The organism is Nocardiopsis sp. NPDC006832 (assembly GCF_040635885.1).
Taxonomy (GTDB): domain Bacteria; phylum Actinomycetota; class Actinomycetes; order Streptosporangiales; family Streptosporangiaceae; genus Nocardiopsis.
This window is the reverse complement of sequence record NZ_JBEYLC010000015.1, coordinates 1-12,357: the sequence shown is the minus strand read 5'-3', so window position 1 is coordinate 12,357 and position 12,357 is coordinate 1. Positions and strand designations below refer to the sequence as shown.

10 protein-coding genes and 1 pseudogene are annotated in these 12,357 nt (G+C 68.4%); 9 read left to right on the top strand and 2 right to left on the bottom strand.

The genetic code is table 11. The features are described from left to right. The first annotated feature begins 22 nt into the window (after positions 1-22). The 5 genes from ABZ717_RS09925 (at position 23) to ABZ717_RS09905 (ending at position 6,398) form a co-directional block, all read left to right on the top strand. A complete protein-coding gene (locus ABZ717_RS09925; protein WP_358507835.1) occupies positions 23-2,602 on the top strand; it encodes an MMPL family transporter in 2,580 nt (859 codons plus the stop codon). Between the two features lie 228 nt (positions 2,603-2,830). Next, a complete protein-coding gene (locus tag ABZ717_RS09920; RefSeq protein WP_358507974.1) occupies positions 2,831-3,082 on the top strand; it encodes a metal-sensitive transcriptional regulator in 252 nt (83 codons plus the stop codon). Positions 3,083-3,302: 220 nt separating this feature from the next. Then, entirely contained in the window at positions 3,303-3,875 is a 573-nt protein-coding gene (locus ABZ717_RS09915; protein ID WP_358507833.1) for a rhodanese-like domain-containing protein, read from the top strand. A gap of 112 nt (positions 3,876-3,987) precedes the next feature. Then, positions 3,988-5,403: an MBL fold metallo-hydrolase gene (locus ABZ717_RS09910; RefSeq protein WP_358507831.1), complete on the top strand. Its 1,416-nt coding sequence runs from the start codon at positions 3,988-3,990 to the stop codon at positions 5,401-5,403. A gap of 122 nt (positions 5,404-5,525) precedes the next feature. Next, on the top strand, positions 5,526-6,398 hold the full coding sequence (locus tag ABZ717_RS09905) for a sulfite exporter TauE/SafE family protein (protein ID WP_358507829.1): 873 nt from the start codon (positions 5,526-5,528) through the stop codon (positions 6,396-6,398). Positions 6,399-6,556: 158 nt separating this feature from the next. On the opposite strand, the gene ABZ717_RS09900 is transcribed toward ABZ717_RS09905, so the two are convergent. Beyond that, the gene (locus tag ABZ717_RS09900) at positions 6,557-7,915 is read right to left on the bottom strand and encodes an MFS transporter (RefSeq protein ID WP_358507827.1); all 1,359 of its coding nucleotides are present in this window, start codon (positions 7,913-7,915) and stop codon (positions 6,557-6,559) included. A gap of 270 nt (positions 7,916-8,185) precedes the next feature. Between ABZ717_RS09900 and ABZ717_RS09895 the strand changes: the two genes are divergently transcribed. The 4 genes from ABZ717_RS09895 to ABZ717_RS09880 all read left to right on the top strand — a co-directional run bounded on the left by ABZ717_RS09895 (position 8,186) and on the right by ABZ717_RS09880 (position 11,812). Next, complete coding sequence (locus ABZ717_RS09895; RefSeq protein ID WP_358507825.1) at positions 8,186-8,743, top strand: hypothetical protein; 558 nt, start codon at positions 8,186-8,188, stop codon at positions 8,741-8,743. Positions 8,744-8,820: 77 nt separating this feature from the next. Continuing rightward, positions 8,821-9,306: an MFS transporter gene (locus tag ABZ717_RS09890; RefSeq protein WP_358507823.1), complete on the top strand. Its 486-nt coding sequence runs from the start codon at positions 8,821-8,823 to the stop codon at positions 9,304-9,306. Positions 9,307-9,348: 42 nt separating this feature from the next. Continuing rightward, a complete protein-coding gene (locus ABZ717_RS09885; protein ID WP_358507822.1) occupies positions 9,349-10,515 on the top strand; it encodes a transposase in 1,167 nt (388 codons plus the stop codon). Between the two features lie 325 nt (positions 10,516-10,840). Further along, complete coding sequence (locus tag ABZ717_RS09880) at positions 10,841-11,812, top strand: peptidoglycan-binding protein (RefSeq protein WP_358507821.1); 972 nt, start codon at positions 10,841-10,843, stop codon at positions 11,810-11,812. Positions 11,813-11,979: 167 nt separating this feature from the next. Here the strand turns inward: ABZ717_RS09880 and ABZ717_RS09875 are convergent. Beyond that, a pseudogene (locus ABZ717_RS09875) lies at positions 11,980-12,207 on the bottom strand (metallophosphoesterase); the annotation flags it as partial. Between the last annotated feature and the right edge of the window lie 150 nt (positions 12,208-12,357).

The following is a 12,357-nucleotide window of genomic DNA, read 5'->3' as shown; positions in this document are numbered from 1 at the left end:
CGTAGCGTTTAATATTTCCGGCATGGCACTACTACTCCATCGTCTTGGTCGCCTGGCCGCGCGCCGGGCCAAGACCGTCATCGCCTCGTGGTTCGCACTGCTGTTACTGGCCTTCGCGGCCGTTGCCGGCTTCGGCGGGCAGCTGACCACCGAGATATCCCTGCCGGAGCTGGAGACACTGGAGGTGGCGGACCGCGTCGCCGAGGAGTTCCCCGACTCCGAACTCGCCGGCGGCAGCGCCGACGTGGTGGTGCGAACCACGAACGAGGCTCCGTTCACCGAGGATCAGGAAAGCGCTCTCAGGCAACTGATGGAGCGACTCGAAGACCACGAACCCGTCACCACGGTCGCCGACCCGTTCGCCACCGAGACCGACATCGCCGCCGGATACGACGAGATCGACACCGGACGCGAGGAACTCGACTCCGCCCGAGCGGAGATCGACACCGCACGAGAGGAGACCGAACCCGCGCGGGAACAGATCGAAGGCGCGCAGGAAGACCTCGACGAGGCCATCGAGCAAGCCCGCGACGACGGCACCCGCGAGGCCGCCGCAGCCGAGTTCGAACAGCGCCAAGAAGAGCTCGACCAGGCCCTCACCGAGATCGAGGCCGCCGAGCAGGACCTGGAACAGGCCGAGCGTGAACACACCGAAGGCGGCGCGGAGTTGGAGCGCGCCGAGGCGATGCTGGAACTCGTCGAGGACGCGGCGCTGGTCTCCGACAGCGGAGACACCGCCATCATCACCCTGCGGTTCGACGGTGAACTCGACGGCGTCGACCCTGAACGTCTCAACGAACTCACCGACACGCTCACCGAAGCCGACATCGACGGCGTGGAGCTCCTCGCCGGTGAGGAACTCTCGGTCCAAGAACCGCACCTGATGAGCATCGTCGAGGTCATCGGCCTCGTGGTGGCCACCGTCGTACTGTTCGTCATGCTGGGCACGTTCATCGGCGTCGGTCTTCCGCTGCTCAACGCGCTGCTCGGCGTCGGAGTGGGCGTGCTGCTGACCGTGTCCGCCTCGGCGTTCGTGGACATGATGGCCATCACGCCGACCCTCGGTCTGATGCTGGGCCTGGCGGTGGGCATCGACTACGCGCTGTTCATCCTGTACCGGCACCGCACCCAGCTCAAACAGGGCATGAGCGTGGCGGACTCCATTCCGCTGGCGAACGGCACTGCCGGCAACGCGGTGATGTTCGCCGGAGCCACGGTCATCATCGCGCTGCTGGCGCTCAACGTCACGGGCCTGCCCTTCCTCGGGATGATGGGGACGGCGGGCGCGTTCTGCGTGGCCATCGCCGTACTCATGGCGATCACGATGACCCCGGCACTGCTGTCCCTGGCCGGCCCGCGGATCCTCGCACGAAGGGAACGCAGAGCCCTGGAGGAGGTGCGGGACGACGCCGTCGCCGGCGGGACACCCGCGCGCGAAATCGCGATCGACCGGCCGATGAGCACCCCCAAGGCGATCGGTGTCGTGGCGCTGAGCCTGCTTGGACTGGCCGTGCTCGCGGTGCCCACCCTCGACCTGCGTCTGGGCCTTCCCGACAACAGCGCCCAACCGGAGGACACCGCCCCCTACCAGGCCTACCACGCCACTGCGGAAGCCTTCGGAGCAGGCTGGAACGGCCCCTTCCTCGCCGTCGCGGACCTTCCCGGTGGTCTTGGGGACGAGACCGCCGAACAGTACCGGATCGACATCGCTGAGGAACTCGGGCGCCACCCCGACATCGTTTCGGTGATGCCGGTCGCCCTCAACGACGAGAAGACGGTCGCGGCCTTCCAGATCATCCCCGTGGACGGCCCCACCGCCGAATCCACCGAAGCGCTGGTGCACGAGTTCCGCGACGGCGATCCGCTGGAGGGGACCCGGCTGGACGACGCGGAGCTGTCGGTCGCCGGTTGGCCCGCGGCCAACATCGACATCTCCGACATCATCGCCGACGCGCTACCGCTCTACCTGGTGTTGGTCATCGCCCTGTCCCTGGTGCTGATGATCATGGTGTTCCGGTCCCTGTTGTTGCCGGTGATCGCCACCCTCGGCTTCGTAGGATCCTTCGCCGGGGCGATGGGAGCCGTCGTCGCGGTGTACCAGTGGGGCTGGTTCGGTGGGCTCTTCCCCTTCGGTGATCCAGGGCCCGTGCTCACCTTCATGCCGGTCCTCGCGGTCGGTGTGCTCTTCGGGCTGGCCATGGATTATCAGCTCTTCACCGCCTCGGGGATGCGCGAGGCCTATGCCCGGGGATCGGACCCACGGCTCGCGGTCCGCCAGGGTCTGCGCGCGGGACGTTCGGTCGTCGTCGCGGCCGCGCTGATCATGGCGTCGATCTTCGCGGGTTTCGCGTTCAGCCCGGACCCGATGTCGGCTCCCTTGGGACTGGGGTTGACCGTGGGTGTGCTCATCGACGCCTTCGTGGTCCGACTGCTGTTGGTGCCCGCCCTACTGCACCTGTGCGGGCCCGCCGCCTGGTACCTCCCGAAGTGGCTCGACCGGATCCTGCCCGGCGTCGATGTCGAGGGCGCGGCACTGGAGCGGCCGCAGCCCACCAAGGCCTCGGACGAGTCCTCTGAACGAGTCGGGGCGGACCGGCCCTGATCCCGTTTCGTCAGGGTGGTGGCCATCGAGTCGACGACGACCGGTGGCCACCGGTCCGCGTGAGCCCGCCGTGTCGGCGCGTCGACTCGCGTGTGGGCGGGGAACCGAGGACGAGGTGGGCTCGGGGTGGACCCCTTGGTGCCGTGCGTGACCCGAGTGGCGGAATGGATACACCCGGGGGTATGTTGTCATCCACAGGGTGAAAGGAGACCTGCATTGAAGCCTGAAATGGTGGGCGACGCGATCACGCGACTCAAGCGCGCCCAAGGCCAACTCTCCGGTGTCATCTCCATGATGGAGGAGGGGGAGGACTGCGCCGCCGTCCTCCAGCAGTTGGCGGCGGTCTCCCGCGCCCTGGACCGGGCCGGGTTCAAGATCGTCGCGAGTGGTATGCGGCACTGCAACACCGCGCGCGAACGGGGTGAGGAACCCGAGCTCACCGAGGAGGAGCTGGAGAAGCTCTTCCTGGCCCTGGCCTGACACCGCGCGGGCGCACGACCTTACGGGTCCGCGTCCGTGCGGCCGACCTCTGTAGGGACATACCTGTTCTCGGCCGGGGTGTATCCCTGGCTTTCGGATACTCCCCCCGGTATGGGGGAGGCCCCGGTGGGCCGACGCTGTCCCGCACCAAGGTCCCCATCCGCTCTCCCGATACTCCCCGGGGTATCTGGATCGGATTCACCACGACGGAAGGAAAACCATGAGCGACCACGGCATCGACCCGCGCGCCGTGCGCGACCTGATCGAAACCGATCCGCACACCCTGCTCGTGGACGTGCGTACCCCCGCCGAATACGAGAGTTCCCACATCTCCGGTGCGATCAACCTGCCCCTGGGGCGCGTGGACGCGCACCTGGAGCGCATCGTCGCCGAGGCCGGCGGCCGCCTCGTCCTGGTCTGTCAGTCCGGAGGTCGGGCCGGGCAATGCCGGGACAAGCTGGCCGGGGCCGGGCTGAGCGACACGGTCGTGATGAACGGTGGCATGAACGCCTGGGCGGCCCAGGGTGCCCCCGTCGTTCGGGGCCCTCAGAAGTGGGCGCTCGAACGCCAGGTTCGGTTGGTGGCCGGCACCATCGTCCTGACCTCCGTACTCGCCTCCTTGGTGTGGCCCCCCGCGGTGGCCCTCGCCGGGATCGTCGGTGCCGGACTGGCCTTCGCCGCCATCACCGACACCTGTGCCATGGGCATGGCACTGGCGCGCCTGCCCTACAACCAGCCCTACAACGACGTCGACATCGAGGACTCCCTCTCGCGGATCGGCGCTCGCCGCTGAGCGTCGTGGGCAGGGCCGAACCCTGTCTTCCGGATACTCCCCGGAGTATGTGACCCGCGCGAGTACGCCACATCGAACCCTCCACACCGAACACTTCGTCCAAGGAGTAACCATGTTGCTGGAACGCGTCTACGACAACGACCTCTCCCAGGCCGGCTACTTCATCGGTTGTCAGGCCAGGGGAGAGGCCATCGTGATCGATGCCCGCCGAGACATCGACGACCACCTCGACCTGGCCCGAGCCCATGGCATGCGGATCGTGGCCGTGACCGAGACCCACATCCACGCCGACTACCTCTCCGGCACCCGTGAACTCGCGGCGGCGACCGGCGCCACGGTCTACGTCTCCGGAGAAGGCGGCCGGGACTGGCAGTACGGCTTCGAGGCGCGGAGGCTCCGCGACGGCGACGCCATCACCATCGGCAACGTCACCGTGCGGGCACGCCACACACCCGGACACACACCCGAACACCTGTCGTTCCTGGTCACCGATGGCGCCTTCAGTCAGGAACCGGGCTACATGCTCTCCGGCGACTTCGTCTTCGCGGGGGACCTGGGCCGCCCCGACCTGCTCGACGAGGCCGCCGGAGGGGTCGACACCCGGTTCGAGGGCGCACGTCTGCTCTTCACCAGTCTGCGCGAGGTGTTCTTGACCCTGCCCGACCACGTACAGGTCATGCCCGGGCACGGCGCGGGCAGTGCCTGCGGTAAGGCCCTCGGCGCGCTCCCGGCCACCACGGTCGGCTACGAACGGCTCAACGCCTGGTGGGGTCCGTACCTGCGCGAAGACGACATGGACGGCTTCGTCGAGGAACTGCTCGACGGCCAACCCGACGTCCACGCCTACTTCGCGCGGATGAAACGTCAGAACAAGGAAGGACCGCGGGTCCTGGGCCCGCTCACCCCGCCGCCCGAACTCGGCGCCGAGGAGATTCGACGGTCCCTGGACCAGGACGAGGTCGTCCTCGTCGACACCCGATCCCACACCGATGTCCACCGGGGAACCATTGCCGGGGCGCTGAACATCCCCGGCCCGGACAAGGCCGCGACCTTCGGGGCCTGGGCCTATGACCCCGAGACCGAGACCCGGCCCCTGGTGTTGCTCACGTCCGACGCGGACGCCGCCCGGAAGGTGCGCGACCACCTGCTCCGTGTCGGCATCGACCACGTGGCCGGTCATACCACGACGATGGAGGGCCTGCCGACGTTCGTGCCGGAACGCGTCACCCCGGATGAGCTCGCCGAGGCCGACGTCGCGCTCGTCCTGGACGTGCGCGACAAGGCCGAACACGCCCAAGGACACATCCCGGGATCAATGCAGATCAGCGCCGGTCGGATCCTGTGGAACCTCGATGCTCTGCCGAGCGAGGGCACCATCGTGAGCTACTGCCGGTCGGGTGCGCGTAGCTCGGTGGCGGCCGGGGCGCTGCGTCGTGCCGGATACCACGTCGTCGAACTCGACGGAGGTTACTCGGACCGGCCGGAATGGGGGCGAGTCCGGTCCGCCCCCGAGACGATCAGCGGTTGATCACCCTGACCGGGACGGTGCCGGACCCGCTGTCTCGTCCGACAGGGGGAATGGCACCGCCCCGCTCCCTTGACGGTGGTCGGTCGTGCCCACGTCGCCCGTCCTCGAAAAGAAAGTCGAACATGGAGTTCCAACCCGTCCTTGTCCTGGGCCTCGCGGTGGTGGTCGGGCTCGCGCTCGGTCTGCTCGGAGGCGGCGGTTCCATCCTGATGGTCCCGCTGTTGACCTACGTCGCGGGGATGGAGCCCAAGGAGGCCATCGTCGCGTCCCTGTTCGTCGTCGGTGTCACCTCATTGGTCAGTACGTTCACGCACGCGCGGGCGGGCAACGTCCGTTGGCGCACCGGACTGGTGTTCGGAGCCTCCGGTATGGCGGGGGCCTTCCTCGGCGGCCTGGCGGGCGGGTACTTGCCGGGCACCCTGTTGATGATCGCCTTCGCCCTGATGATGGTCGCCACCGCCGTGACCATGCTCGGGGCCAGAGCCGGGGGCACCGATCGGGACGCGGAGTCCGGAGCGCTTCCCCTGCGACGGATCATCCTGGACGGTGTGGCGGTCGGGGCGATCACCGGACTCGTCGGCGCCGGGGGAGGGTTCCTCGTCGTGCCCGCGCTCGCCCTGCTCGGTGGCTTGGCCATGCCGGCGGCGGTGGGAACCTCCCTGCTCGTGATAGCGATGAAGTCCTTCGCCGGACTCACCGGCTACCTGACGAGCGTGAGCCCGGACTGGGCATTGGTGGCGATGGTGACCGCCGCCGCGGTCGCGGGGTCGCTCGTGGGCTCGCTCCTTACCTCCCGAGTGCCCGAGGCCGCACTGCGTAAGGGCTTCGGGGGTTTCGTGCTGGTCATGGGAGTGCTCGTGCTGACGCAGGAACTCCCGGATCCCTTCGGCCCGGTCCCGGCGGCGGTCGTGGTGTCCCTGGCCGGGGTGGTGCTTTTGTGCCGCATGGTCGGGGCCCACTGCCCGTTGATGCCGCTCCTGCGACCACGGACCTGACATCGCGTTTCCGGTAGGCGGACACCTCTTCGTCGGATCCACGCATCGAATAATGGGTGGTCTTGGCGGAAAGGCGGAGTCGTTCCTGAGGTTCAGGGGTTCCCGGGATTCGTGCGAGCCGCGCTCTCAACCGGCCCTCGCCGTACCTTGGCCGGCCCCTACCCTCGGGACCCTCGGGAGACCTCCGGGAGCCGGCCGCCGCCGACCACCCCGGCCAGACCCAGGGTGGCGAGGAAGAGCAGCGTCCACTCCACGCCGAGGAGCGTCAGCAGCGAGCTGAGACCGCCGACCACCAGCAGGATCAGTCCCATCGCCGAGTTCGACACCGCAACGTAGGTGGTGCGCAGGTCGCCTTCGGCCATGTCGATGACGTAGGTCTTGCGGCCCACCCTGATTCCCGTGTGCGTCAGCGTGAGCAGGAAGTACGCCCCGATGAACACGGCCGACCCCCACGCGCTCTCCCCGCTGAAACCGGGCAACGACACCACCAGCACCAGTACGAGGATGATGGCCGAGGCGATCGCGGCACCGAACGTCATCAGTCTGCGGCTCGACCAGTCGGCGAGCCGGCCCGACAGGCGACCACCCACCAGGGCCGCGACCCCGGAGGCGATGACGTACCCGCCCAGCCCGGACAGACCGGTGGTGCCCGAGTCGGTGGCCAGGGTGACCACGAACGGTGGGCTCAGCGCCGAGACCAGCAACAGACCGCGCACCGTGACGAAGTGTCGGAAGGAACGGTCATCGCGCAGCAGACGAAGGGTCTGGACGAACCAGTCGTGCCATCGCACCGGCTCGTCGTCGGATGCCCTCCCCGATCCTTCGATCGTCGAAGCCGACGCGTCGGCGGGTTCCCGAACCCCCGCGTAGACCCAGGCCACACCCACCCACAGGACGGCGCCACCGGCCAGGACCCAGGCGAGCCGGCCGGCGTCCAGGTCCTCCCCACCCAGCACTCGGATCGCCACCCCCAGGGTGATGGCCACGAGCCCGGCGGCGGTGGTGGCCAGCCCGTTGATCTGGCCGCGTTCCCCGCTGGGAACGGTGCGACCTTGGACGTCCTTGGAGGAGATCGAGCACAGACACCGGCCCAGGGAGAAGAACGCCAGGGCCACCACGATGACCACACCGGCGGTGAGCCCCCGCGCGAGCGCGGCCGTGGCCGCCATCACCGCCACCGACAACGCTTGGACCAGGGCACCGAGGACGAACACCCACTTGCGATACCGCACCCGCAGGATCAGCGGGGTCAGCAACGCCTGCGGCAGCATCGAACCGGATTCGCGGATGGGCACGAGCAACCCCACGAGCGCCGTGGGCACCCCCAAGGAGTGGAACAGCCAGGGCAGCACGGTCGAGGCGTTGACCGTCTGGTCACCGGAGGACTGCAGAGCGTTGGCCGACACCAGGCGCAGCCCATTGCGCGCGACGTCGGCGCGCACGGGGGCGGGCAGCTCGGACTCGCTCTCCCGATCACGTCTGAGCAGAGCTGAGTAGATTCTCTCGGTCGGGGTCATGTCCTCAACGCTAGGGATGAAAGGTGTCGTGGCCCGGGTGCGCCACTCCGCCATCGGAGCCGGCTCGGGCGCACAGCGGGACCCCTACCCCCGAACAACGATCGAAGGCCGACCTCCACGAAGAATCGGTCCCGGGGAAGGAGTACCGGATCTCGGGTGAAGCCGCCATACGCCCCGAGGGCTTCCCCACCACGATGAAACCCTGCCTCTTTCCGGGGAAGTGGCGCACCGGAGGGTGCGGCCGGACTGTCTCGGGCGGATACTGGCCCCATGGCGATCATCTACGACGCGACTCTGACACCGGACAAACCGACCCTGATCGGCTCTTGGCTGGATGGTAGGCCGTGGGCAGGAGAGGGACCCGATGAGGTCCTGGGCACCTATCGGTTCGACGACCCGAAGGGGGAGGTCGGGGTGGAGGTGTTCCTGCTGCGACGCTCCGGCCGCCTGCACCACCTCCCGTTGACCTACCGGGGCGCGCCCCTGACCGATCACGAGGAGCACCTCGTGGGCACCCTGGACCACTCCGTCCTGGGGTGGCGCTGGGTTTACGACGGCACCGCCGACGAGGTGGCGCTCGACTGTTTCCGGCGGGCCCTGAACGGTGTGCAGGAACAGGCGGAACTGGAGATCTGGAAGGACGGCGGTCGGGTGGGGCAACGTCCACAGAAGGTGCTGATCACCAGGGAAGCCGGTGCGGAGCCCGAGGTCGGTGAGCCCGGCGATCGGATCCTGCTCCCGCACGTGCTGGAGTCCGAGCCCCGAGGAAGGTGGCGGCTGCGTGCCCGGTGGGATGGGGAGGAGGCGGTGGTCGCCGCGCTGACCTGATCCTTGGTCCGAACCGGCCCTGTCCCCGCACGCCCCCGTCCCACCGGCGAGGGCGTGCGGCGGATAGGTTCGAACCCGTGAGCGTCGACACACGGAATCGGGCCGCCCGCGTCGACCGGAGGGCACGGATCGCGGGCGCCGCTCTGTTCCTGACCAACGGTGCCCTGTTCGCCAACCTCGTCCCCCGGTTCCCCGAGATCAAGGCCGACATCGGCATCGACAACGCCGTCTACGGTGTGGCCGTGGCGGCCTTTCCGGCGGGGGCGTTCCTGGCCGGCCTGGTCGCCGCCGTACTGGTACGGCGGCTCGGGTCGGCGAACGTGGCCGTGGCGGGCACCGTCCTCACCGGTCTCGGGTCGATCGCCGCCGGTCTGGCGCCCTCCACCGCCGTCTTCATGGCGGGACTGTTCTTCGCGGGGACCATGGACGCGGTCACCGACGTGGCCATGCATGTTCACCTGATTTCTGGGTGTGGAAGCCCGGTCCTTCAGGGCCGGGAGGAAACACCCCCGCACACTCTTCCCGGCCATCGAAGACCGGGAAAAGGCGGAGAAGTTCTCTGATTCGGCCCCACCTCCTGGTCGGGGTGGTTAGCGTGTTCGGTGATGAAGCTGGTGGTGCGGGTCAAGTTGCTGCCTTCGCCGGAACAGGCGCAGGCGCTTGAGGCGACCCTGCACGCCTGTAACGAGGCCGCCGACCACGCCTCCCGCATCGCTCAGACCACCGGGGCTCGCGACAAGTACACCCTGCAAAGGGCCCTCTACCACGAGCTGAAAGCCAGGTTCGGGTTGTCGGCGCAGCCCACGGTGCGGGTCCTGGGCAAGGTCGCGGACGCCTACACCACCCGGCACGCGAACCTGAAAGCCGGAAACCTGGGCCGGAAGGATTCTGCGCGGCGGGCGCGGATCGAGTCCACCCCGATCTGTTTCCGCTCCGATGCGGCGCAACCCTTCGATGATCGGTGTCTGTCCTGGCAGATGGACGCGCGCACCGTCTCGATCTGGACCGTGGTGGGGCGGATGAAGAATCTGGGCTTCACCTCTTCGCCTGATCAGTTGAAGCTGTTGGCCGAGTGTCGCCAGGGTGAGAGCGACCTGCTCTGTCAGGACGGGCAGTGGTTCCTTGCGGCCACCTGTGAGGTGCCCGAGGCCGAGGAGAACCCGGATCCGGTGGGGTTCGTAGGGGTGGATCTGGGGATCGTGGAGATCGCCACCACCTCCACCGGGGACCGCTTCGCCGGACGCCACCTGAACCGGCAGCGCAGGCAACAGAACGAGCTTCGCGCCAAACTCCAGGCCAAGAACACCAAGAGCGCCAAACGCGTGTTGAAGCGTCTGCGCCGCCGGGAGGCACGGCGGGCGCGGGATGTGAACCACACGATTTCCAAACGCATCGTGGAGCGGGCTGAACGCACCGATCACGGCATCGTCCTGGAAGACCTTCGGGGCATCCGTGGCCGGGTACGGCTGGCCAAGCAACAGCGTTCCATGCTGCATTCGTGGAGTTTCGCGCAACTGCGGGACTTCATCGCCTACAAGGCTCGCAGGACGGGGGTGCCGGTCCTGATCGTGGATCCGGCCTACACCTCTCAGACCTGCTCGGAGTGCGACCACACCTCCAGACGCAACCGGCCCACCCGGAACCGGTTCATGTGCCGCCAATGTGGTGTGGTGCTGCACGCCGATGTGAACGCTGCACGCAACCTCGCCCACCGAGGCCAGGCGGCGTGGGCTGCGGGGCGCGAGTCAACCGCCCCAGCACCCACCAGATGAGTGGGTGTCGGACGCGGGAGGAAGGATCCATCCACCAGATGGGCGCCTACCCGCAAGCCCGTGGGCTTCAGCCACGGGTAGTTGACCTTGTGACTCCTGCGGGGGTGGTGGGGGTGTCACGCGGCGGGGGCGCCGGTGTCGTATCGGTCTCGGGGGAGATGGCCCTTGGTGGGGCGCGTGGGGACCGGCCAGGACAAGGGCGGTGGGTCGGAGGAAAGGAGCGGTGACCCCCTGTTCAAGCGGGTCCGAAGCCCTTATTCTCCCTCGTATGTAGGAAACCAACGCAACAGATGCTACATGTGAAACTAATCTTTGTGGAGACCATATGTGCGGTTCCTGCTCGGCCCCCACCCCCGCTCCGAGCGGTACTGACCCATCCCCTGCCCCATGGTCCCGACGCGCGCTCATCGGGCTCGGACTGGGCGCGACCGTCGCCGTGGCCGGCCTCGGCGGCGCCACGGCCCACGCGGCCTCGGCCATGAACGGTGCCTGGTGCAACCCCGCACTCGGATACTTTCCCAACGGCGGTCACTACGGTGCCCCACGCGGCGGCGGCCCCCACGCGGGCCAGGACGTCACCAACTCCACCGGAACGGCCGCCTACGCCGCAGCCGCGGGCACCGTCGTCCGTCGATCCTGGGGTGGCGGCCTGCCCGGACGCACCGGTGAGGCGCTCGTTCTCGACCACGGAGGCGGCGTCTATACCTACTACGGCCACCTGAGCGCCTACCGCGTCGCCCTGAACGCCTCGGTCTCGGCCGGGCAACGCATAGCGGACATGGGCGCCACCGGCAACGTCACCGGACCCCACCTGCACTTCGAAACCCACAACGGGTCCTTGGGATCACACACCGACCCCGTCCCGTTCATGGCCGCGCGCGGAGTCGACCTGGGCGGAGGATGGTCCAGCATCGACCCCGAATCCAACGGAGCCCGCGTCCGCACCATCCAGCACCTGATGAACCAGCGCGGAAGCTCACTGGAGGTCGACGGCTATCACGGGCCCGTCTCCGTGGCCGAGGTCAAGGCCTTCCAACGCGATCAGGGACTGGTCGACGACGGCCAGGTCGGCCCCCTGACCTGGCCGCATCTGGTCTACGAACTGGAGGAGGGCGTGGCCGACGGCTCGCACGTGCGCGCCCTGCAAACGGTGATGAACAAGCGAAGCGCCGGGGTCGAGGTCGACGGCAACTTCGGGCCCGTCATGCACACCGCGGTGAGCAACTTCCAAAGCGCCAACCGTCTGGTCTCCGACGGCCAGGCCGGGCCCATCACCTGGCAGGCCCTGGTCGGCTGACGACCCCCGGGCCGGGATCGCCGGCCCGGGGCCACCCAGGCCCGGGCCGGCCACCGGTTCACGGGGCCGACGAGGTCCGGGCGGGCGCGTCGGGACGGAGAACCGAGACGTCCCTCGACGCACCCACCCGGACCGGGCACACGGCGCACATCATGGGCGCCGACGGGTCAACGGTCGTCGGTGACCGACTTGCCGTCCTCGCCCTTGTCGATGGTGAAGGCGTCCACGACCTCACCATCGGCGGTGGTGGACACGTACTCCAGGGTGGAGCCGTCCACCGAGACCGACTGGAAGGTCTGGGTATGGGTGACCTGAACCCGCGCCTCGGCGCCGTTGGAGGTCCAGTTCACGTCGCCGGCCTCGTACATCTTGGGGCCGGTCACCGCGACCACGTAGTGCCGTGGCCGGGAACGTTCGCCTGGGTGAGTGATCGGTGTCAGGGTTGACCGTAACACCAGCAGCCGATCCTGGGAGCCGCGGTGTCCGCACCCCTCAAAGCCCGCAGACTCACCGATCCTGAGGGCCAAAAACTGCAACGCATCGTC